The sequence below is a fragment of the Mycobacterium europaeum genome (assembly GCF_034555895.2).
GTDB classification, from domain to species: Bacteria; Actinomycetota; Actinomycetes; order Mycobacteriales; family Mycobacteriaceae; genus Mycobacterium; species Mycobacterium europaeum.
On record NZ_CP157315.1, the window covers coordinates 4,700,428 to 4,722,913 of the forward strand.

Sequence of the window (22,486 nt, forward strand, 5' to 3'; positions counted from 1 at the left end):
CATCGCAGGCCCGTCAGCGGCGAGTATGTCCTGGGAGACGATGTCGTGCCAGCTACTATCGCTTGGGTGTCGGACGGCGAACAACGCAAGCCACGTCGACGCCGGGGGCGGCGGCGCGGTCGCGGCGCTGCAAGTTCGACCGAGAACCAGACGAACGGTCAAGCGCCCGCCGACTCGACGGCGACGAAATCGCGCCGATCCCGTTCGTCTCGCCGCGGACCGGACCGGCTGCGCACCGTGCACGAAACCTCTGCCGGCGGACTCGTCATCGACGGCCTGGACGGCCCGCGCGACTCCCAGGTCGCCGTGCTGATCGGCCGCGTCGATCGGCGCGGGCGGATGCTGTGGTCGCTGCCCAAGGGGCACATCGAACTGGGCGAGACCGCCGAACAGACCGCTATAAGAGAGGTCGCCGAAGAGACCGGCATCCGCGGCAGCGTGCTGGCCGCGCTGGGGCGAATCGACTATTGGTTCGTCACCGACGACCGCAGGGTGCACAAGACCGTGCACCACTATCTGATGCGCTTCTCCGGCGGAGAGTTGTCCGACGACGACCTCGAGGTGGCCGAGGTGGCCTGGGTGCCGATCCACGAGCTGCCGTCGAAACTGGCCTACGCCGACGAACGCAGACTGGCCCGCGTGGCCGATGAACTGATCGACAAGCTGCAGAGCGACGGTCCGGCCGCCCTGCCGCCGCTGCCGCCCATGTCTCCGCGGCGCCGCCCGCAAACACACTCGCGCACCCGGCATGCCGACAAGCCGGACACCAGCCGCAAGAACGGCCACGGGCCCGGGCCGTGACGCGATCCCGACTGTGCTTGTTGCGCCTCGCGGCGGTGATCGGCATCGTGGCCGGCGTCGCGATGCTCACCGGGCCCGTCATGCCGCCCGCCGCCGCGGGCGAACCCGGCGTGACCCCGTTCGTCCGGGTCCGCATCGACCAAGTCACCCCGGACGTGGTCACCACCACCAGCCCACCCGTTGTCACCGTCAGCGGCATGGTGACCAACATCGGCGACCGCCCCGTCCGCGACGTGATGGTCCGGCTCGAGCACGCCGGCGCGGTCACCGCGTCGGCCGGCCTGCGGACCACCCTCGACGGCGACACCGACCAATACCAACCGGCCGCCGACTTCCTCACGGTCGCTCCCGAACTCCAGCGCGGGCAGGAAGTCGGCTTCACGCTCTCGGCGCCGCTGCGGTCGCTGACCAAGCAGTCGTTGGGGATCGACAAACCCGGCATCTACCCGGTCCTGGTCAACGTCAACGGCACACCCGACTACGGCGCCCCCGCCCGGCTCGACAATGCGCGATTCCTGCTTCCTGCGGTCGGGGTGCCGCCCGACCAGGGCGCCGATCTGGCCTCGGCCGTCGCGCCCGACACCTCCAAACCCGTGTGGCTCACCATGCTGTGGCCGCTGGCCGACCGGCCCCGGCTGGCCCCCGGCGTGCCCGGCGGGACCATCCCGGTGCGCCTGGTCGACGACGACCTTGCCACCTCCCTCGCGGGTGGCGGCCGGCTGGACATCCTGCTGTCCGCGGCCGAGGTCGCCACCAGCCGCGACGTCGACCCTGACGGCGCCGTCGGCCGGGCGCTGTGCCTGGCCGTCGACCCCGACCTGCTTGTCACGGTCAACGCCATGACCGTCGGCTACGTGGTGTCCGACTCGCCCGAGGGCCCAGCCCAACTGCCGGGCACCCCAACCCATCCGGGCGGCGGGCAAGCGGCCGCGACCGAGTGGCTCAACCGGTTGCGCGCACTGGCCCACCGCACCTGTGTCGTGCCCCTCCCGTACGCCCAGGCCGACCTGGACGCGCTGCAACGGGTCAACGACCGCGGGCTGAGCGCCGCCGCCACCACCGCCGTCAACAGCATCGTCGACCGCATCCTGGACGTGCCCTCCGCGCGCGGCGCCACGCCGCTGCCCGACGGCCCGTTGACCAACCGCGCGGTCAACCTGCTCGGCGCCAACGAAAGCACCGTCGCCATCGCCGCCGCCGACTGGTCCGCCGACGCGCAGGGAACCCCCGACGCCGCCGTCGACACCGCGCCGCGGCGGCTGTCCCCGCAAGTGGTGGTCGCCCCGTTCGACCCCGCGGTGGGCGCCGCGCTGGCCGGCGCGGGAAGCTCCCCCACCGTCCCCACCTACCTGGACCCCTCGCTGACCGTGCGGCTCGCGCACGACTCGGCGACCGCGCGCCGCCAGGACGCCCTGGGCTCCATGTTCTGGCACGCCTTGCGCCACGACGACGCACCGCGCACCCAGCTTCTCGTCCCACCGGCGACGTGGAACCTGCAGGGCGACGACGCCCATATCATCCTGACGGCGCTCACCACCGCCATCCGGTCCGGCCTGGCGGTACCGCGACCGCTGCCGGCGGTCATCGCCGAGGCCAACCTGGCGGGACAAAACCACGCTGATCAGCCCGCAACGGTGGGCGCCTTCACCTCCGCCCGCGGACGGTTCGGCGACGACGTCACGGGCGCCATCGCGGGCCAGGTCGGCCGGCTGTGGGGCCTGACGTCGGCGCTGAGCACCGACGAGCGCACCGGGCTGACCGGCATCCAGTACACCGCCCCGCTGCGCGAAGACATGCTGCGCGCGCTGAGCCAATCCGAGCCGCCCGATACCCGCAACGGGATGGCCCAGCAACGCCTTGGCGTCGTCGGCAAGACGATCAACGACCTCTTCGGCGCGGTGACCATCGTCAACCCGGGCGGCTCCTACACCCTGGCCACCGAGCACAGCCCCCTGCCGCTGGCGCTGCACAACGGCCTGGCCGTTCCCATCCGCGTGCGCCTGCAGGTCGACGCCCCGCCCGGGATGACCGTCACCGACGTCGGCCAGATCGAGCTGCCGCCGGGGTACCTACCGCTGCGGGTGCCGATCGAGGTGAACTTCACCCAGCGGGTCGCCATCGACGTGACGCTGCGGACCCCCGACGGCATGCGGCTGGGCGAACCGGTGCGCCTGTCGGTGCATTCCAACGCCTACGGCAAGGTGCTGTTCGCGATCACCATGACGGCCGCGGCGGTGCTGGTGCTGCTGGCCGGGCGCCGCCTGTGGCACCGCTTCCGCGGCCAGCCCGACCGGGCCGACCTGGACCGGCCCGACCCACCGGGCGCCGGCTCAGCGGGCCCGCACGCCGAGGCCGGCGATCGGGTCGAACACGAGCACCGAGTATGAAGCCCGCCCACCGGCAGGCCGCACCACCACACCAACGCCTGCCCCAGCCGCAGCGCCGGCCGCGGGTCCCGGGCTCGCCGCCGACGGGTCCCCTGCCGCCCGTCCCCGCGGGCGTCGATCGCCGGCGGCCCGAACTGTCCGACGCCGCGCTGGTGTCGCGATCGTGGGCGATGGCCTTCGCCACGCTGGTCAGCCGGCTCACCGGGTTCGCCCGGGTCGTGCTCCTGGCGGCGATCCTCGGCGCCGCGCTGTCCAGCGCGTTCTCGGTGGCCAACCAGTTGCCCAACCTGGTGGCCGCGCTGGTGCTGGAGGCGACCTTCACCGCCATCTTCGTGCCCGTGCTGGCCCGCGCCGAGCAGAGCGACCCCGACGGCGGCGCGGCATTCGTGCGTCGCCTGGTCACGCTGACGACCGCGCTGCTGGTGGTGGCCACCGTGTTGTCGGTGGTCGCCGCGCCGCTGCTGGTGCGGCTCATGCTCGGCCGCGACCCGCAGGTCAACGAGCCACTGACCACCGCCTTCGCCTATCTGCTGCTCCCCCAGGTGCTCGCCTACGGACTCACGTCGGTGTTCATGGCGATCCTGAACACCCGCAACGTCTTCGGGCCGACAGCCTGGGCGCCGGTGGTCAACAACGTCGTCGCCCTCGCGACCCTGGCGGTGTACGCGGCCGTCCCCGGGGAGCTGTCCGTCGACCCCGTCCGGATGGGCAACACCAAGCTACTGGTCCTCAGTATCGGCACCACGCTGGGCGTCTTCGCGCAAACCGCCGTCCTGCTGGTGGCGCTGCGCCGACAACGCGTCGACCTGCGCCCCCTGTGGGGAATCGACGACCGCCTCAAGCGCTTCGGCACCATGGCCGCCGCGATGGTGCTCTACGTGTTGATCAGCCAGCTCGGTCTGGTGGTCGGCAACCAGATCGCCAGCACCGCGGCCGCCTCAGGCCCGGCGATCTACAACTACACCTGGCTGGTCCTCATGCTGCCGTTCGGGATGATCGGCGTCACCGTGCTGACCGTGGTCATGCCGCGGTTGAGCCGCAACGCCGCCGCCGACGACACCGCGGCCGTGCTCGCCGATTTGTCGCTGGCCACCCGGCTGACGCTCATCACGTTGATCCCGATCGTCGCCTTCATGACCGTCGGCGGTCCGGCGATCGGCAGCGCGTTGTTCGCCTATGGCCACTTCGGCGGGGTCGACGCCGGGTACCTGGGCGCCGCGATCGCCCTGTCGGCCTTCACGCTGATCCCCTACGGCCTGGTGCTGCTCCAGCTGCGCGTCTTCTACGCGCGCGAGCAGCCCTGGACGCCGATCGTGATCATCCTCGTCATCACGGCCGTCAAGATCGTCGGATCCGTGCTGGCACCTCACGTCACCCACGACCCCAAGCTGGTGGCCGGTTACCTCGGGCTGGCGAACGGCCTCGGCTTTCTGGCGGGCGCGGTCATCGGGTACCTCCTGTTGCGGCACACCCTGCTGCCAACCGGCGGCCACCTGATCGGCAGCGGTGAGCTGCGCACCATCCTGGTGACGATCACCGCCTCGATGCTGGCCGGATTGCTGGCCCACGTGGCCGACCGGCTGCTGCGGCTCGGCCTGCTGACCGCGCACGGCGGCGGCGCCGGCTCGCTGCTGCGCCTGCTCATCCTCGCGGTGATCATGCTGCCGATCATGGCCACGGTCATGCTCCGCGCACACGTCCCCGAGGCCCACGCGGCGCTGGAAGCCCTCAGCCGCCGCTTCGGCGCCCGGCTGCCGGTTCCCCGCAAACCGGTGACATCGGATCGATCGTCTCGCCGGTCCCCGGTCACGTACCCTGAGCAGAGGAATTCGTCCCCGCCTGGGGTAAATGCGGTCCAGGAGCCGATCCGGCGCAGACCTCCGGAGCGGGCAACCCCAGCCCGGATAGCGAAAGGACCGGAGGTGAGCGACCGCCCTGTCGAGAGCGCCGCGTCGGGTGCCGAGCTGCCACGACCGGTCGCCGACGACTTCCAACCCGACATCCCCGCCGGCCGCGAGTCCGAGCCGTCGACGTCGCGCCCGTCCGACCAGCGCAATGGCGACGTTTCCCCCGCGTCGCGGCGCGGCCCCGCCCCGTTCGATGCGCCCCGCGACCGCGGGGCGGACCCGGGGGGGGACGACGTCCATCTGGTCCCCGGGGCCCGCATCGCGGGCGGCCGCTACCGACTGTTGGTCTTCCACGGCGGCGCCCCGCCCTTGCAGTTCTGGCAGGCGCTGGACACCGCGCTGGACCGGCAGGTCGCGCTGACCTTCGTCGACCCCGACGGGGCGTTGCCCGACGACGTGCTGCAGGAGATCCTGTCCCGCACGCTGCGGCTCAGCCGGATCGACAAGCCGGGCATCGCCCGGGTGCTCGACGTGGTCCACACCGGCCACGGCGGCCTGGTGGTTTCCGAGTGGGTGCGGGGCGGTTCGCTGCAGGAGGTGGCCGACACCGCGCCGTCGCCGGTCGGTGCCGTGCGGGCCATGCAGTCGTTGGCGGCGGCGGCCGACGCGGCCCACCGGGCCGGCGTCGCGCTTTCGATCGACCACCCGAGCCGGGTGCGCGTCAGCATCGAGGGCGACGTCGTGCTCGCTTACCCGGCGACCATGCCCGACGCCAACCCGCAGGGCGACATCCGCGGCATCGGTGCCGCGCTGTATGCCCTGCTGGTCAATCGCTGGCCGCTCGCGGAGTCGAGCGTGCGCAGCGGCCTCGCCCCGGCCGAGCGCGATTCGGCGGGTCAGCCGGTGGAACCGATGGCCATCGACCGCGAGATTCCCTTCCAGATTTCCGCCGTCGCGGTGCGCGCGGTTCAGGAGGATGGCGGGATACGCAGCGCCTCAACACTTTTGAACTTGCTGCAGCAAGCGACCGCGGTCGCCGACCGGACCGAGGTGCTGGGCCCCATCGACGATTCGCCCGCGCCGGCCACCGCCCGCGTCGCCGCGGATCAAGACGACGACGCGATCCTGGCGCGCCGGCGCCGCAACGTGCTGATCGGCGTCGGCGCGGCCGTCGTGGTGATCGTGGTGGCACTGTTGGTCCTGGCATCGGTGGTGAGCAAGATCTTCGGCAACGTCGGCGGCGGCCTCAACAAGGACGAGCTGGGGCTGAACGGCCCCTCGTCGTCCACCTCGTCATCGTCCGCGCCGAGCTCCGCGGCCGCCGGCAGCATCGTCAAACCGACCAAGGCGACGGTCTACGCCCCCGACGGCGATGCCGACAACGCGGGCACGGCCGGCCAGGCCATCGACGGCGACCCGTCCACCGCCTGGGCGACCGAGGTCTACACCGACGCCGTGCCGTTCCCCAGCTTCAAGCAGGGCGAAGGGCTCATGCTGCAGCTGCCGAACCCCACGGTGGTCGGGCAGGTCTCCATCGACACGCCCAGCACCGGAACCAAGGTCGAGATCCGCTCGTCGACCACGGCGTCACCGGCCTCGCTGAACGACACCACCGTGCTGGCGCCGGCGTTCACGCTCAAGCCCGGCCACAACGTCATCCCGGTCCGGGCGGGCTCGCCCACATCCAACCTGCTGGTGTGGATCTCCACGCTGGGGACGACGAACGGCAAGAGCCAGGCCGGCTTCTTCGAGATCACGGTCCACGCCGCATCCTGACGCCGCTCACACGGCCACGCCGCGGTGAAGTGCCGGCCCGCGGCCGATTGGATACTGTCCGGCCGTGGGCTCCCGCGGAGACGATCAGGGCGAACGCAGCGACGCCGAGCTGCTGGCAGCCCACGTCGCCGGCGACCGCCACGCCTTCCGGGAGCTGTTCCTTCGCCACCACCGACAGCTGCACCGGCTGGCCCGGCTCACAACGCGCACCGCCGAAGACGCCGAGGACGCACTGCAGGATGCGATGCTCTCGGCGCATCGCGGCGCGGGCGCGTTCCGGCATGACGCGGCCGTCGGCAGCTGGCTGCATCGCATCGTCGTGAACGCCTGTCTGGACCGGTTACGGCGCACCAAGGCCCACCCCACCGTCCCCCTCGAGGATGTCTTCCCTGTGCCCGACCGGACGGCCCAGGTAGAAACCGCGCTGGTGGTGCAGCGCGCCTTGATGCGGCTTCCGGTCGAGCAGCGGGCGGCCGTCGTGGCCGTCGACATGCAGGGGTACTCGGTCGCTGACACCGCCGCGCTGCTGGGCGTTGCCGAGGGCACCGTCAAAAGCCGGTGCGCGCGGGCCCGGGTGCGCCTCGCCGAGCTCCTCGGCTACCTCGAAGCCACCCCCGAGCCGGCCCCTCCCATGGCCGTCAAGCAGCGCATGACGGACACTGGGGCGGATGGATGAAGCCGACCACCCAGCCGACGAACCGCCCCTGACGGTCGAGCTTCTTGCCGACCTGCAGGCCGGCCTGCTGGACGACCAATCGGCGGCCCGTCTGCGTCAACGGGTCCGCAACGACCCGGAGGCGCAGCGGATGCTGCAGGCTCTCAATCGGGTGCGCTGCGACGTCGCCACGCTTGGCGCCGACCCGCCGCCCGACGTCCCGACCGATATCACCGCCAGGATTTCGGCGGCGCTGGAATCCGCGGAGGCGGCCCCACCCGCCGGACACTCGGCCCGGCCGCGGGCGCGGCCCGGGCGGATGGTCGCCGCGGTCGCGGGCGTCGCCGCGATCCTCGCGGCGGTCGGGGTGGGAACCGCCGCGCTGATCACCGCGCCCGAACCCGCCCCCAGCACTCAAGTCACCGCCGAGCACATCACGGTGTCCACCCCGCCCATGGTGATCCCGCTGTCGCAAGACGAGATCCGCGGCCTGCTTGGCCAAAGCCCGGATTACGGCCCGCTCGGCGACCCGGCCCGGCGGGCCTCGTGCCTCACCGGTCTCGGCTATCCGGCGGCCACGCAGGTGCTGGGCGCGCGCCAGGTCGAGATCAACGCCCGTCCTGGCGTCGTGTTGGTGCTGGCCGGTGACAGTCCCCACAGCCTGGCGGTCTACGCCGTCGCGCTCAACTGCAACGCCGCCGATACCGGATTGTTGGCCAACACCGAGATGCCCCGCCCTTAGTCTGGTGCATGGGTGTCTGACGCGCCGGGGAACAGCCGTGCCTACGCTGGCGTTGGTAGGGATCCAGGGACGATCAGTTTGGAAGGGTTCTATGACCGCCGACACTGTGCACGACGTGATCATCATCGGTTCGGGGCCTGCCGGGTACACCGCCGCGTTGTACACGGCCCGGGCCCAGTTGGCACCGGTGGTGTTCGAGGGGATGTCGTTTGGTGGGGCCCTGATGACCACGACCGAGGTGGAGAACTTCCCCGGTTTCCGCGACGGCATCACCGGTCCGGAGTTGATGGATCAGATGCGCGAGCAGGCGCTGCGGTTCGGCGCCGATCTGCGGATGGAAGACGTCGAATCGGTATCGCTGGATGGGCCGGTGAAGTCGGTCACCACGGCCGAGGGCGAGACCGTCCGCGCCCGCTCGGTGATCTTGGCCATGGGCGCAGCGGCCCGCTATCTCGGCGTGCCCGGCGAGCAGGAGCTGCTGGGCCGCGGCGTGAGCTCGTGTGCGACCTGTGACGGATTCTTCTTCAAGGACCAAGACATCGCGGTCATCGGTGGCGGCGACTCGGCGATGGAGGAAGCCACCTTCCTGACCCGGTTCGCCCGCAGCGTCACCCTGGTGCACCGCCGCGACGAATTCCGCGCCTCGCGGATCATGCTCGAACGTGCCCGCGCGAACGAGAAGATCACGATCCTGACCAACAAGGCGGTGCTGGGGGTCGACGGCGATGAGACGGTGACGGGTTTGCGGATGCGCGACACCATCACCGGAGAGGAATCCACCCTGTCCGTCACCGGTGTCTTCGTGGCGATCGGGCACGACCCGCGCTCGGAGCTGGTGCGCGACGTCCTCGACACCGACCCCGACGGCTACGTCCTGGTCCAAGATCGCACCACCGCCACCTCGATCGAGGGCGTGTTCGCCGCCGGCGACCTGGTGGACCGCACCTACCGCCAGGCCATCACCGCCGCCGGCAGTGGCTGCTCGGCGGCAATCGACGCCGAACGCTGGCTGGCCGACCACGTCGAATCAAGTTCACCCGCCCAAAGCGACGCCACCGAATTTCCTGACAATACCGAGATGATTGGAGCACCTCAATGACCGACGCCCAAAAAGCCGGGGCCACAATCGAAGTCTCTGACGCATCCTTCTCCGCGGAGGTGCTGTCCAGCAACAAGCCTGTGCTGGTTGACTTTTGGGCGACGTGGTGCGGTCCGTGCAAGATGGTGGCACCGGTTCTCGAGGAGATCGCCAGCGAGCGGGCCGCGCAACTCACCGTCGCCAAGCTCGACGTGGACGCCAATCCGGTGACCGCACGCGACTTCCAGGTCGTGTCGATCCCGACGATGATCCTGTTCAAGGACGGCCAACCGGTCAAGCGGATCGTCGGCGCCAAAGGCAAGGCAGCCCTGCTGCGTGAGCTCTCGGACGCGGTTCCCAACCTCGGCTGATCGCGGGTTGAATTCGCCGCACCAGACCCCGCGTTCGGCCTGGGGTTTTCCCGAATCCCCGATGCGTCTGCGACAATAACGGTTAGCTATTGCCCAGATGCGAGCCTGTCAGTGTGTCCCGGAGGGCCTTTGGTATGTCGAGTCCGCGCCGTGAATACGGCGATGCGCTGCGCTGCGGGGACCGCAGCGCAGCTGTGACCGAAGTCCGGGCAACACTGGTGGCACTGGGGCTGCTGGAGGGCCCCGAGGACGCCCTCGCAACCGGCCGGCAGGTGCCCGCGGAGCTCTTCGACACCGAACTGGACCAAGCGGTGCGCGCCTTCCAGCAACACCGCGGCCTCCTGGTCGACGGCATCGTCGGCGAGGCCACGTATCGGGCGTTGAAGGAGGCGTCGTACCGGCTCGGGGCGCGCACCCTGTATCACCAATTCGGCGCCCCGCTCTACGGCGACGACGTCGCGACCTTGCAGGCCCGCCTGCAAGACCTCGGCTTCTACACCGGACTGGTCGACGGGCACTTCGGTTTGCAGACCCACAACGCGCTGATGTCATACCAGCGTGAGTACGGACTCGCCGCGGACGGAATCTGTGGGCCAGAAACGTTGCGCTCCTTGTACTTTCTGAGCTCACGCGTCACGGGCGGCTCACCACACGCGATTCGCGAGGAAGAACTAGTCCGCAGATCGGGCCCCAAGCTCTCGGGTAAGCGGATCATCATCGATCCCGGTCGCGGCGGCACCGACCTCGGTGAGCTCATGCACGGTCCCGCGGGGCCGATCAGCGAAGCGGATGTGTTGTGGGACTTGGCAAGCCGGCTCGAGGGGCGGATGACGGCGATCGGCATGGAGACCTTCCTGTCGCGGCCGGTCAACCGCAGCCCCTCCGACGCCGAACGCGCCGCCACCGCCAACAACGTCGGCGCGGACCTGATGATCAGCCTGCGCTGTGAGAACCAGCCCAGCCCCGCGGCCAACGGCGTCGCTTCCTTCCACTTCGGCAACTTGCACGGCTCGGTGTCCACGATCGGACGCAATCTGGCCGACTTCATCCAACGAGAAGTGGTGGCGCGCACCGGGTTACGGGATTGCCGCACGCACGGCCGGACGTGGGACCTGTTGCGGCTGACCCGCATGCCGACCGTGCAGGTTGACGTCGGCTACATCACCAACCCGCAGGACCGCGCGATGTTGATCTCGACGCAAACCCGCGACGCGATCGCCGAAGGCATCCTCGCCGCGGTCAAGCGGCTCTACCTCCTGGGCAAGAACGACCGCCCGACGGGCACATTCACCTTCGCCGAATTGCTGGCGCACGAACTGTCCGTGGAGCGGACCAGCCGGCTCGGCGGCTCCTAGCCGATTTCGGCGCCGCGCAACGTATTTCCCGCCACTGATCCGGCGCCGACCGGCTCCTGCAACTGCGCGTTCTCCAGCAGGCGTTCCAAAGCCGCTTCGACTTCGGCCTTCCAGCCCAAGCCTTTGTCCAACTCGAGCCGCAGCCGCGGGAAGTACGGGTGTGGCGCCACCACAACGAAACCCGCGTCCTGCAAGAATTCCGCGTCGATGACGCAGTGGTCCACCGAGCAGTCTCCGACGGCCTCCAACACCGGCCGCACATCCGGGCTCGCCGCCAGCGGGTCTTGCAATTCCGAAGCCGCCGGCGTGCGACCGAACGCTTCCAGCGCCCGGACTCCGCGCCGGACCAGCTCGTCGATCACCCGGGCGAGCAGACCGTGCGGCAGGTCGTCGGTGGCCTGCCCGGGCTCGATGCCCATCGACGTCAGCAGCACCGCATCCGCGGATACCGGCGCGGTGGGAAATCGCTGCGCCCGGGGCACCGCCCGCGGCGGCGCGTAGAAGACATAGCCCAGGCAGGGCGGCTCGCTCTGGCTCCGCTCGTCCACCGGCGCGGTCGCGACCTGGCCGCACGAGCCCCACTCCAGCATGACCATCGACAGCCAGGCTTCCTTTTCGAACTCCGGGTCGGCAAGGTGGTCCTGGTTACCGAGGGTCGCCGGATCGACCTCCCAATACACGCAGCGGCGGGCATGCTTGGGAAGCTGTTCGAAGGCCTCGAGGCGCAACGGGGTGATTCGGGCGGACACTAGCCTCCTGGCTCCTGTGCGGTACTGCAGCCAATGGCACCGGCAACCCCTCCAGGATAAGAGAGCGGGTCGCAATCGGGCCAGCTTTGCCGCCGAGGCGCCGATCACCGCACCGGACACTCGGCGCGTTACGCTCCCCGCCGGTTCGTTACCGAAAATCCTTAGAACGCATACGCTTTCGTGATTCCAGGGCGGGCGGATGCCGGTCGTTGCGCTCCCGTAACCGCTCCGGTGTCACAGTGACGTAATTACACGGTATGGCGGTTCAGGCCTGCGTCGCCGTCATCATGTCGATAATTCGCTGCAAATCGTCCACGGAGCCGAACTCCACCACGATCTTCCCTTTGCGCTTGCCCAAGCTCACCGTCACCCGCGTGTCGAAGGCGTTGGACAGCCGCTCGGCGACCTCCTGCAGCCCCGGCATCTGGATCGGCTTGCGCCGCTGGGGCGCCGGGGCGGCTGTGCCGGCACGGTTGGCCAGCGTCACCGCCTCCTCGGTCGCCCGCACCGACAGTCCCTCGGCGACGATCCGGCCGGCGAGTTCCTCTTGCGCTTCGGGCCCGGCTTCCAGCGACAGGAGGGCGCGGGCATGGCCGGCCGACAGCACGCCTGCGGCCACCCGCCGCTGCACGGGGATCGGCAGCTTGAGCAACCGGATCATGTTGGTGATCAACGGCCGCGAGCGGCCGATGCGCGACGCGAGTTCATCGTGGGTGACGCCGAATTCGTCGAGCAACTGCTGGTATGCCGCCGCCTCTTCCAAGGGGTTCAGCTGCACCCGGTGGATGTTCTCCAGGAGGGCGTCGCGTAATAGGTTGTCGTCACCGGTCTCGCGCACGATCGTGGGGATGGTGGCGAGCCCCGCTTCTTGAGCCGCGCGCCAGCGCCGCTCCCCCATCACGATCTGATACCGCGGCCCGGTCTTGGCCCCGGGAACCGCGCGCACCACGATCGGCTGCAGCAGTCCGAATTCGCGGATGGAGTGCACCAACTCGGACAGCGCCTCGTCGTCGAACACCTGCCGCGGCTGACGCGGATTGGGCTCGATGTCGGCCGGTGCGATTTCGCGATACACCGCCCCTGCCGGGGCCAGATCCGGTTCCGGTCCCCCGATCAAGACATCCGCTGCGGCGTCACCCATCCGCGGGCCGAGCGTCGCGGGACCCGAGTCACCCTCGGCGGGACCGGTCGGGATCAGCGAGGCCAGGCCCCGGCCGAGGCCGCCCTTCTTGCGTAATGGCTGCGTCATGGTCGTCCCTTCACGGATGGTGGTCAATCACGCTCGGCGAGTTCGCGACTCGCGTCGAGGTAGCTCATCGCCCCGCGCGAACCGGGGTCGTAATCGATGATGGTCATGCTGTAGCCGGGGGCCTCGGAGACCTTGACGCTGCGCGGGATCACCGTCCGCAGCACCTTTGTTCCGAAGTACCGGCGCACCTCTTCGGCGACCTGATCGGCGAGCTTGGTCCGGCCGTCGTACATGGTGAGGATGACGGTGGTCACGTCAAGTTGCGGATTGAGGTGCGCCTTCACCATCTCGATGTTGCGCATCAGCTGCGACACGCCCTCGAGCGCGTAGTACTCGCACTGGATCGGGATCATCACCTCAGGTGCGGCGACGAGCGCGTTGATGGTCAGCAGCCCCAACGACGGTGGGCAGTCGATGAAGACGTAATCGAAGTCGAGGTCGTCGAGGTCGGCCAGGGCCGTCCGTAGCCGGTTCTCGCGGGCCACCATGCTCACCAATTCGATCTCGGCGCCCGCCAAGTCGATGGTGGCCGGGATGCAGAACAGCCGCTCGTTGTGCGGGCTGCGCCGGAGCGCATCCTGCACCGAGGCCTCGCCGATGAGCACCTCGTACGACGAGGGCGTGCCCGAGTGTCGCTCGGTGATACCGAGCGCCGTACTCGCGTTGCCCTGTGGGTCGAGGTCGATGACCAATGTCTTCAGCCCTTGCAGCGCGAGGGCAGCGGCGATGTTCACCGCGGTGGTGGTCTTGCCGACGCCCCCCTTCTGATTGGCCACCGTCAGCACCCGGCGGTGCCTCGGCCGGCGCAGGGGCGGATAGGTGGTGTGCAAGACCCGCATCGCCCGTTCGGCGGCCGCGCCGATCGGTGTATCGAATTCGGCCGCTGTTTCACGTGAAACATTCGCCGCCGGGTCGTCCGTCGGTACCGGGGCCGGGGCGGCCTCCGCCCCGACGGGCCGCGGGGCTTCGGCTGCGGCTGCCGTCGGGGCGGCGGCGGCCGTCGGCATCGATCCCGGCGCGGTCGGCAGATCTCCCGGACTGCTCATCGATTCCCGGCCTTCCCGGTCCGTGCCGGCCGGCGACGGGGCTGCGTTCCGCGCCGCGCTATAACTACGGTTGCGGGGGGACGCAAATAGGTCGCGCCACATGTCACCACCCTGGCATCAACGGCGCCCGATGCTGCCATCACACGCCGGTACTGTTCAACTTCCTCGCCACCCCGTTCGCCCTTGATCGCGAGCATGCGCCCGCCCGGCCGAAGCAACGGCATGCTCCACTTCGCCAACTTGTCCAACGACGCAACCGCTCGTGACACCGCCGCATCCCTTTCCCCGAACTGGTGGCGTACCCACAGTTCCTCGGCACGGCCGCGGACCACTTCGACGGCTAACCCTAGTTGGTCGACGACCTGGCTGAGAAATTCGCTGCGGCGCAGCAACGGTTCGAGAAGCACCATCTCGATGTCGGGGCGCGCGAGCGCCATCGGGATGCCCGGCAACCCCGCGCCGCTGCCGATGTCGATGACCCGCTCCCCTTCATCCAGCAGCTCAGCCACCGCCGCGCTGTTGAGGAGATGGCGCTCCCAGATACGGCCCACTTCCCGCGGGCCGAGGAGTCCTCGTTCCACGCCCGGCCCGGCGAGCAGCTCCGCGTAACGACGTGCGGCGTCGAGCCTTGGGCCGAAGATCGCCTCGGCGGCGTCGGGCGTGACGGGTTCCGCGGGAGCGGGCATGTTCTCCCCCATCTTCCCGAGCCCGCCATGTTTCACGTGAAACATCCTTCGCTCGCCCGACGCACGCTGCCCTCCGCGCGGGAACTACACCTATGTAACTCGTCAGTCGTGCAGCACGACGACGCGCCGCGCGGGCTCCACGCCCTCGCTTTCGCTGTGCACGCCGGGCACCGCCGCGACGGCGTCGTGGACGATCTTGCGCTCGAACGGCGTCATCGGCGCCAGCTCTTCACGCTGACCGGACTCCAGCACCCGCCGGGCCACCTTGTCGCCCAGGGCCGCCAGCTCCTCGCGACGCCGCCGACGCCAGCTCGCGATGTCGAGCATCAGGCGGCTGCGGACGCCCGTCTTCTGGTGGACGGCCAGCCGGGTGAGCTCCTGCAGCGCGTCGAGCACCTCGCCGCCGCGTCCCACCAACTTGTTCAAGTCGTCGCTGCCGTCGATGCTCACCACCGCGCGGTTGCCCTCGACGTCCAAGTCGATGTCGCCGTCGAAGTCCAACAGGTCCAGCAGCTCCTCAAGGTAGTCGCCGGCAATTTCGCCCTCGGCCACCAACCGCTCTTCCTGGTCGTCGAACTCGTCGGCCTCCGCCTCCGCGCCATTCTCGGACGGCCGCTCCGCGTCCAGCTCGCTGTCCACGTCGCGTTCGGTCGTGTCTGCGTCGGTCATGTCTTTCTCTCCCTCATCCGCGGGTCCCTGCCAACCGGGTCGCACGGCCCGGTCCGGCCATGTCTCCGTTGTCAGCGTTTACGTTTCTTGGGGCGCGCGCCCGGCCGAGGTGTCCGATTGACGGCCCCTCCGCTTTCGCCACCCGCATTCGGTTTGGCCGGCTCGGTCTTGGCTGCCGGCGCCTCCCCGTCGGGCGCATCCGACTCCGCCTCCCCTTCCGCGGTCGCCCCGTTGCCGCCGGGCTGTCCCGCCCTGGGATTGCGCTTCGGTTTGGCCCCTGGCGCCGGTGCGTTCGCCGCCCGCCGTTCCAGCGCCTCCTGCTTCTTGGCCTCGTCCTCTTTTTCGATCATGCCGAACACGTAGTGCTGCTGGCCGAACGTCCAGATGTTGTTGGCGAACCAGTACAGGATGATCGCCAGCGGAAGGAACGGCCCACCGACCACGACACCGAGCGGAAACACGTACAGCGCAAGCTTGTTCATCATCGCGGTCTGGGGATTGGCCGCGGCTTCCGGGCTCTGCCGCGCCACCGACGCCCGGCTGTTGAAGTAGGTCGCTATCCCGGCCAGGATCATCACCGGCGCCCCGACCGCGATGACCGCCGGCCGACTGAAGTGGGTGAACGCGTCCAACCCGGTCCGCTGCGTCATGAATGCGCCGATCGGCGCACCGAACAGGTTGGCGTCCAGAAAGTGCGCGACGTCGGTCGGGCTGAAGACGTAGTTTCCGGTGAGGCGATTCTGGGCGACCGAGAGGTGGGGTTGCCCGAAGCCGCCGGTGGTTCGGTTGAACGACCGCAACACGTGATACAGCCCGAGGAACACCGGGATCTGCGCCAGCATCGGCAAGCACCCGAGGATCGGGTTGAAGCCGTGTTCGCGCTGTAGCTTCTGCATCTCCAGCGCCATCCGCTGGCGGTCCTTGCCGTATTTTTTTTGCAGCGCCTTGATTTGCGGTTGCAGTTCCTGCATCTGGCGGGTGGTCCGGATCTGGCGCACAAACGGCTTGTACAACAACGCCCGCAGGCTGAACACCAAGAACATCACCGCCAGCGCCCACGCGAAGAAGTTCGACGGCCCTAGCATCGAAGCGAACAGCTTGTACCAGGCCCACATGATCCAGGACACCGGGTAATAAACGAAGTCCAGGCTAAAGAAATCAAACAAGAGTTCCACTCTCCCCTCGCGCCGCCGGGCCGGCCCACGCGTCGCTGGCATCTTCGAAGTTCACTTGGCATCCCGGGCGTTCGGGTATCGGATCCCATCCGCCCCGGTGCCAGGGTCCGCACTTGGCGAGCCTGACCACAGCCAGCCAACTCCCCCGCAACAAGCCGTACTCGGTCAGCGCCTCGACCGCATACTGGCTGCACGTCGGAACGAAACGACATGTTGCCGGCCGCAGTGGCGAGACCATGTGCCGGTACAGCTGGATTACGGAAACCACACCGCGCACGGTGATCGCGCCCACCGTCTGGACGACCCGCGCGCTCACCGCTCCCGTCCCGCCAACTCGAGCGCGCGTCGCAAACCGCGGCGCAGTTCCTGCTCCAGCCGCGCCGATGATGCGGTCCGGCTCCCGGGCAACGCCCGGATCACCAGCTGGTCGGAATCGTGGAGCTCACCCAAAACGGTTCGTGCCACGTGCCGCAGCCGACGGGACACCCGGTGGCGTTCCACGGCCGAACCCACGGACTTCGCGACGATCAGTCCGACGTGCGGAGCGGTTGCGCCATCGTCCTCGCCGGCACGTCGGAGGTGTACGACCACGTCCGGCTGCGCCGCGCGGATTCCGTGCTTCACCGTCGCGTCAAACTCGGTGGACCGCTTCATGCGGTTGCGTGCCGAAAGCACCGCCGAAAGACCCGACGTTGCGATCAGGCAGATAGCGCGCGGCGACCCTTACGGCGCCGGCTCGACACAATCGAGCGTCCGGCGCGGGTGCGCATGCGCAACCGGAAGCCGTGCACGCGGGCTCGGCGCCGGTTGTTCGGCTGGAAGGTCCGCTTGCCCTTGGCCACGACGTTCTCCTCGTTGTGTCTCGCATTTCCATCCGGCCGGCCAGACGTTCGCTCGTCTGCGGGTCGGTCGGAGGTAATCTTGCTGCTGGCCGGCGCGGTCCCCAGGCAGACCTGGGTCGCAGCCGCATCGCCGACTTTCGGGCGACTGTTTGAGGGTACTGACCGCGCTTCGCCTGGTCAAACCTGGCCTGCCCCAACGCACCCGCTCCATCCGGGGCAGAACACCGTCGCTACCGCACGTTCCGGACCCGGCACCGCGGCGGCGGCGAGTGACAGTAGGCCCGTTGGAGCCTAGACAGCCAGATTGGAATGCAGCAGAACGGTTGGCAGCCGCACGGAAAACTGTTAGCTTCTGCCAGTGTCGTTTTAGACTGCAACGACGCCTCGACAACGAAGCGAGGATGGTGGATCGACTAGCTGCCTAGACAGCCTTCATGGTTTTCTTCCAGCACGGAGATCGCGAGCCGTCGCCGGTAGGTTGTGGTTCGCATACGCTCATCCTGTCCACACCTGTGTATAACTATGTGGACAGTTGCTTTGTCGCCAAGCGTGGTTGTACTTCGACCCGGGATGCTCGAGAACCAGGGGGATGCGTCGTTGACCGATGACCCCGGTTCAAGTTTCACCACCGTGTGGAACGCGGTCGTGTCCGAGCTCAACGGAGAATCCACCCCGGACGCAGCAGCCGGCAACCGCACCACCCTCATCGCCCCCCTGACCCCCCAGCAGCGAGCTTGGCTGAACCTCGTCCAGCCGCTGACCATCGTTGAGGGTTTCGCACTCTTGTCGGTGCCCAGCAGCTTCGTCCAAAACGAGATCGAACGTCATCTGCGCGCCCCCATCACCGACGCACTCAGCCGCCGGCTCGGACAACAGATCCAGCTCGGGGTGCGTATCGCGCCACCCGACGACGACGCCGGCGACGTGGTGCCACCCCACGCCGACCCGTTCCTGCAAACCGACGCACCGTTCACCGACGAGGACACCGGCGAAACGGACGACGCCGACGAGGGCGGTGAACCCGCCGGCGGTACGCAGAGCTGGCCGAACTACTTCACCGAGCGGCCGCTCCCCGCGGACCCGGCCGTCGCGGGCGGCACCAGCCTCAACCGCCGCTACACCTTCGACACGTTCGTCATCGGGGCGTCCAACCGCTTCGCGCACGCCGCGGCCCTCGCCATCGCCGAAGCGCCGGCGCGCGCCTACAACCCACTGTTCATCTGGGGAGAATCCGGTCTGGGCAAGACCCACCTGCTGCACGCCGCGGGCAATTACGCGCAACGACTGTTTCCCGGCATGCGCGTCAAGTACGTGTCCACCGAGGAATTCACCAACGACTTCATCAACTCGCTACGCGACGACCGCAAGGTCGCCTTCAAGCGCAGCTACCGCGACGTCGACGTGTTGCTCGTCGATGACATTCAGTTCATCGAGGGCAAGGAAGGTATTCAGGAGGAGTTCTTCCATACCTTCAACACGCTGCACAACGCCAACAAGCAGATCGTCATCTCCTCTGACCGGCCCCCCAAGCAGCTCGCCACGCTCGAAGACCGCCTGCGCACCCGGTTCGAATGGGGATTGATCACCGACGTCCAGCCGCCCGAGCTCGAGACCCGGATTGCCATCTTGCGCAAGAAGGCACAAATGGAACGGCTCGCGGTCCCCGATGACGTACTGGAACTCATCGCCAGCAGCATCGAACGCAACATCCGCGAACTCGAGGGCGCGCTCATCCGGGTCACCGCGTTCGCCTCGTTGAACAAAACCCCCATCGACAAGGCCCTTGCCGAGATCGTGCTGCGCGACCTCATCGCCGACGCGAGCACGATGCAAATCAGCGCGGCGACGATCATGGCCGCCACGGCCGAGTACTTCGATACCACGGTGGAAGAACTGCGCGGGCCCGGCAAGACGCGGGCGCTGGCCCAGTCGCGCCAGATCGCCATGTACCTGTGTCGCGAGCTCACCGACCTGTCGTTGCCCAAGATCGGGCAGGCGTTCGGGCGTGACCACACCACCGTCATGTACGCCCAGCGCAAGATTTTGTCCGAGATGGCCGAGCGGCGTGAAGTCTTCGATCACGTCAAAGAGCTCACCACTCGCATCCGCCAGCGCTCCAAGCGCTGACACCGCGCTTCTATGGGCCGCGGCGCGGTCGTAATTTCAAAAAACTTCTCACCCGCCTGTCACACACGCCACACTCAGAGCTTGTGTGCAGCACTGTGCACAACGCAATCAAACAGCCGTGTAGTAACCGCCGCTGCGTGCACAGCCACTCTTCCTCCCCAGCGACCCAACACCCAGCACACAGTTGTCGACCCTGTCATCCACAGCCCGATCTCGGCTCTAGCTGGGTCGAACCACCGCTGTCCCCAGAATGCACAGCGCTTATTACTAGTACTGAGATCTCTTCGTCGTTTCTTCTTTGAAATACAGCTCTGGGGACGTTGGGTTCGGCGCCCGTCTCTGATCCGCCGGTACCCCGCCTTGTCGGGCTTCGCGATTAGCTTTCAAGTTGGCCGCCGACGATCTACGGTTGTTCTTCGACTGCCGTTGCGGTCGCTGTTGGTATCACGTGTCAGTGGCGTTCGCGGCGGAGCCCCGTGCTAGCGGGGAGAGGCTAGCCACTGGACTTTGAAACGCTCGGTAGGTGAAGGGACGCTATGGACGCGGCGACGACAAGAGCTGGCCTCAGCGACTTGAAGTTTCGTTTGGTGCGGGAGTCCTTCGCCGATGCGGTGTCGTGGGTGGCGAAGAATCTGCCGACCCGGCCGGCGGTACCCGTGCTGTCGGGAGTGCTGTTATCCGGCACCGACGAGGGTCTGACGATCTCCGGATTCGACTACGAGGTTTCCGCCGAAGCGCAGGTTGCGGCCGAAGTAGCTTCTCCCGGAAGCGTTTTGGTGTCGGGTCGGTTGTTGTCCGACATCACCCGGGCGTTGCCGAACAAGCCCGTCGACTTCTACGTCGACGGGAACCGCGTCGCCTTGAACTGCGGAAGCGCCAGATTCTCACTGCCGACCATGGCGGTCGAGGATTACCCGACGCTGCCGTCGCTGCCCGAGGAGACCGGGACGCTGCCCGCCGATCTGTTCGCCGAGGCGATCGGTCAGGTGGCCGTGGCGGCCGGCCGGGACGACACGTTGCCCATGCTGACCGGGATTCGGGTGGAGATCTCCGGCAACACGGTCGTTTTGGCGGCCACCGACCGGTTCCGGCTGGCGGTGCGTGAGCTGACCTGGTCGGCGTCGTCGCCCGACATCGAAGCGGCGGTATTGGTGCCCGCGAAAACGTTGGCCGAGGCCGCCAGGGCGGGCGCCGACGGCTCCGAAGTCCGGTTGTCGTTGGGCGCCGGCAGCGGGGTCGGCAAGGACGGGCTGCTCGGGATCAGCGGCAATGGCAAACGGAGCACGACACGGCTTCTCGATGCGGAGTTCCCGAAGTTTCGTCAGCTGTTGCCCGCCGAACACACGGCGGTGGCCACCATCAACGTCGCCGAGCTGACCGAGGCGATCAAGCTGGTGGCGTTGGTGGCGGACCGTGGCGCCCAGGTGCGGATGGAATTCTCCGAAGGCTCGCTGCGCCTGTCCGCGGGGGCCGACGATGTCGGCCGGGCTGAGGAAGACCTTGCCGTCGATTTCGTCGGGGAGCCGTTGACGATCGCGTTCAACCCGACTTACCTCACCGACGGGCTGGCGGCGGTGCATTCGGAGCGGGTGTCGTTCGGTTTCACCACGCCGGGCAAGCCGGCGCTGCTGCGGCCCGCTTCGGGCGACGACAGTCCTCCCAGCGGAAACGGCCCCTTCGCGGCCCTGCCGACGGATTACGTCTACCTGTTGATGCCAGTTCGGTTGCCCGGATAGGTGTACGTCCGGCATTTGGGACTGCGCGATTTCCGGTCCTGGGCGCACGCCGACCTCGAATTGGAGCCGGGCCGGACGGTGTTCGTCGGTTCCAATGGGTTCGGCAAAACCAATCTGATTGAGGCGCTGTGGTTTTCGACGACCTTGGGCTCGCATCGGGTGGGCACTGACACGCCACTGATCCGGGTGGGCGCCGAGCGCGCGGTGGTATCGACCATCGTGGTCAACGAGGGCAGGGAATGCGCGATCGATCTGGAGATCGCCGCCGGGCGAGCGAACAAGGCGCGGTTGAACCGGTCACCGGTGCGCAGCACGCGTGAGGTGATCGGTGTTTTGCGGGCGGTGCTTTTCGCGCCGGAAGACTTGGCGTTGGTGCGCGGTGACCCCGCGGAACGTCGCCGTTATCTCGATGACCTGGCGACGGTGCGGCGCCCCGCGGTGGCGGGGGTGCGCGCTGATTACGAAAAAGTTCTGCGGCAGCGCACGGCGTTGTTGAAGTCCGCCTCGGGGATACGGCACCGCGGTGATCGCAGCGCCCTGGACACCCTCGATGTGTGGGACAGCCGATTGGCCGAATACGGCGCCGAATTGATGGCCGCCCGCATCGACCTGGTCAACCAGTTGGCGCCGGAGGTGGAGAAGGCCTATCAGCTGCTGGCACCGGCGTCGCGGCCGGCGTCGATCGCCTATCGCACCAGCCTCGGCGCAGCCGTGGACGCGGATGCGGGCGGCGACCGCCGCGACTTTCTCGAGGCTGCGATGCTGGCCGGGCTGGCCGAACGCCGCGACGCCGAGTTGGAACGCGGAATGTGTCTGGTGGGCCCGCATCGTGACGATCTCGAGCTGTGGTTGGGTGAGCAACCCGCGAAAGGCTTTGCCAGCCATGGGGAATCGTGGTCGTTCGCGGTGGCGTTGCGGCTGGCGTCGTACGAGCTGTTACGCGCCGACGGGAGCGAACCGGTGTTGTTGCTCGATGACGTGTTCGCCGAACTCGACGCGGCCCGCCGCCAGGCGCTGGCGACGGTGGCGGAATCGGCGGAACAGGTTTTGGTGACCGCGGCGGTGGCGGATGACATCCCGGCGGGCTGGTCTGCCAGGCAGGTGGACATCGAACTGCGCGACGACGACCTCGGCCGGGTTTCGGTGGTGCGGCCGTGACGGGCGACGAGCAAGAAGGCGGCGATGTAGTGGACCC

The 22,486-nt window shown here is 68.4% G+C and carries 20 protein-coding genes; 11 read left to right on the forward strand and 9 right to left on the reverse strand.

Annotation, left to right across the window (positions count from 1 at the left end):
• Positions 1 to 66 precede the first annotated feature (66 nt).
• The 8 genes from U8D42_RS21645 to U8D42_RS21680 all read left to right on the forward strand — a co-directional run bounded on the left by U8D42_RS21645 (position 67) and on the right by U8D42_RS21680 (position 11,012).
• Positions 67 to 801 carry an NUDIX hydrolase gene (locus U8D42_RS21645; protein WP_322858264.1) on the forward strand — a complete coding sequence of 245 codons (735 nt, stop codon included), beginning with the start codon at positions 67 to 69 and terminating at the stop codon, positions 799 to 801.
• Positions 798 to 3,188 carry a hypothetical protein gene (locus U8D42_RS21650; RefSeq protein ID WP_322858263.1) on the forward strand — a complete coding sequence of 797 codons (2,391 nt, stop codon included), beginning with the start codon at positions 798 to 800 and terminating at the stop codon, positions 3,186 to 3,188. Before U8D42_RS21645 ends, U8D42_RS21650 begins: the two co-directional genes overlap by 4 nt.
• Entirely contained in the window at positions 3,185 to 6,811 is a 3,627-nt protein-coding gene (locus U8D42_RS21655; protein WP_322858262.1) for a lipid II flippase MurJ, read from the forward strand. The genes U8D42_RS21650 and U8D42_RS21655 overlap by 4 nt, the downstream gene beginning before the upstream one ends.
• A gap of 64 nt (positions 6,812 to 6,875) precedes the next feature.
• On the forward strand, positions 6,876 to 7,487 hold the full coding sequence (sigM, locus tag U8D42_RS21660; RefSeq protein ID WP_322858261.1) for an RNA polymerase sigma factor SigM: 612 nt from the start codon (positions 6,876 to 6,878) through the stop codon (positions 7,485 to 7,487).
• The gene (locus tag U8D42_RS21665; protein ID WP_322858260.1) at positions 7,480 to 8,208 is read left to right on the forward strand and encodes a hypothetical protein; all 729 of its coding nucleotides are present in this window, start codon (positions 7,480 to 7,482) and stop codon (positions 8,206 to 8,208) included. The genes sigM and U8D42_RS21665 overlap by 8 nt, the downstream gene beginning before the upstream one ends.
• A gap of 91 nt (positions 8,209 to 8,299) precedes the next feature.
• Positions 8,300 to 9,307 (forward strand): thioredoxin-disulfide reductase, encoded by a 1,008-nt coding sequence (gene trxB, locus U8D42_RS21670; protein ID WP_322858259.1) that lies wholly within the window; start codon positions 8,300 to 8,302, stop codon positions 9,305 to 9,307.
• Entirely contained in the window at positions 9,304 to 9,657 is a 354-nt protein-coding gene (gene trxA / locus U8D42_RS21675) for a thioredoxin (protein ID WP_085239314.1), read from the forward strand. The genes trxB and trxA overlap by 4 nt, the downstream gene beginning before the upstream one ends.
• 134 nt (positions 9,658 to 9,791) lie before the next feature.
• Positions 9,792 to 11,012 (forward strand): N-acetylmuramoyl-L-alanine amidase, encoded by a 1,221-nt coding sequence (locus tag U8D42_RS21680; RefSeq protein WP_322858258.1) that lies wholly within the window; start codon positions 9,792 to 9,794, stop codon positions 11,010 to 11,012.
• Here U8D42_RS21680 and U8D42_RS21685 read toward each other — a convergent pair.
• From U8D42_RS21685 to rpmH, 9 genes are all read right to left on the reverse strand, one after another.
• The gene (locus U8D42_RS21685; RefSeq protein WP_090419567.1) at positions 11,009 to 11,761 is read right to left on the reverse strand and encodes an acetyltransferase; all 753 of its coding nucleotides are present in this window, start codon (positions 11,759 to 11,761) and stop codon (positions 11,009 to 11,011) included. The two genes, U8D42_RS21680 and U8D42_RS21685, sit on opposite strands and share 4 nt — an antisense overlap.
• A gap of 265 nt (positions 11,762 to 12,026) precedes the next feature.
• A complete protein-coding gene (locus U8D42_RS21690) occupies positions 12,027 to 13,010 on the reverse strand; it encodes a ParB/RepB/Spo0J family partition protein (RefSeq protein WP_322858257.1) in 984 nt (327 codons plus the stop codon).
• Between the two features lie 23 nt (positions 13,011 to 13,033).
• Entirely contained in the window at positions 13,034 to 14,056 is a 1,023-nt protein-coding gene (locus U8D42_RS21695; RefSeq protein WP_322858256.1) for a ParA family protein, read from the reverse strand.
• Positions 14,053 to 14,754 carry a 16S rRNA (guanine(527)-N(7))-methyltransferase RsmG gene (rsmG, locus tag U8D42_RS21700; RefSeq protein ID WP_322858782.1) on the reverse strand — a complete coding sequence of 234 codons (702 nt, stop codon included), beginning with the start codon at positions 14,752 to 14,754 and terminating at the stop codon, positions 14,053 to 14,055. Before rsmG ends, U8D42_RS21695 begins: the two co-directional genes overlap by 4 nt.
• 90 nt (positions 14,755 to 14,844) lie before the next feature.
• Entirely contained in the window at positions 14,845 to 15,411 is a 567-nt protein-coding gene (locus tag U8D42_RS21705; RefSeq protein WP_085239308.1) for a protein jag, read from the reverse strand.
• Positions 15,412 to 15,482: 71 nt separating this feature from the next.
• Positions 15,483 to 16,586: a membrane protein insertase YidC gene (gene yidC / locus U8D42_RS21710; protein WP_090419559.1), complete on the reverse strand. Its 1,104-nt coding sequence runs from the start codon at positions 16,584 to 16,586 to the stop codon at positions 15,483 to 15,485.
• On the reverse strand, positions 16,570 to 16,824 hold the full coding sequence (gene yidD / locus U8D42_RS21715) for a membrane protein insertion efficiency factor YidD (protein WP_208859382.1): 255 nt from the start codon (positions 16,822 to 16,824) through the stop codon (positions 16,570 to 16,572). The genes yidC and yidD overlap by 17 nt, the downstream gene beginning before the upstream one ends.
• Positions 16,825 to 16,898: 74 nt before the next feature.
• The gene (gene rnpA, locus U8D42_RS21720; RefSeq protein ID WP_322858255.1) at positions 16,899 to 17,261 is read right to left on the reverse strand and encodes a ribonuclease P protein component; all 363 of its coding nucleotides are present in this window, start codon (positions 17,259 to 17,261) and stop codon (positions 16,899 to 16,901) included.
• Positions 17,262 to 17,284: 23 nt separating this feature from the next.
• The gene (gene rpmH / locus U8D42_RS21725) at positions 17,285 to 17,428 is read right to left on the reverse strand and encodes a 50S ribosomal protein L34 (protein WP_073880743.1); all 144 of its coding nucleotides are present in this window, start codon (positions 17,426 to 17,428) and stop codon (positions 17,285 to 17,287) included.
• Positions 17,429 to 18,025: 597 nt separating this feature from the next.
• On the opposite strand from rpmH, the gene dnaA reads away from it, so the two are divergent.
• The 3 genes from dnaA (at position 18,026) to recF (ending at position 22,449) form a co-directional block, all read left to right on the forward strand.
• Positions 18,026 to 19,555 (forward strand): chromosomal replication initiator protein DnaA, encoded by a 1,530-nt coding sequence (gene dnaA / locus U8D42_RS21730; protein WP_322858781.1) that lies wholly within the window; start codon positions 18,026 to 18,028, stop codon positions 19,553 to 19,555.
• A 536-nt stretch (positions 19,556 to 20,091) separates the two neighbouring features.
• Positions 20,092 to 21,291: a DNA polymerase III subunit beta gene (gene dnaN / locus U8D42_RS21735; RefSeq protein WP_085239304.1), complete on the forward strand. Its 1,200-nt coding sequence runs from the start codon at positions 20,092 to 20,094 to the stop codon at positions 21,289 to 21,291.
• Positions 21,292 to 22,449, forward strand: coding sequence for a DNA replication/repair protein RecF (recF, locus tag U8D42_RS21740; RefSeq protein ID WP_322858254.1), 1,158 nt, complete (start codon positions 21,292 to 21,294; stop codon positions 22,447 to 22,449). It abuts the gene before it with no gap.
• The last annotated feature ends 37 nt before the right edge of the window (positions 22,450 to 22,486 follow it).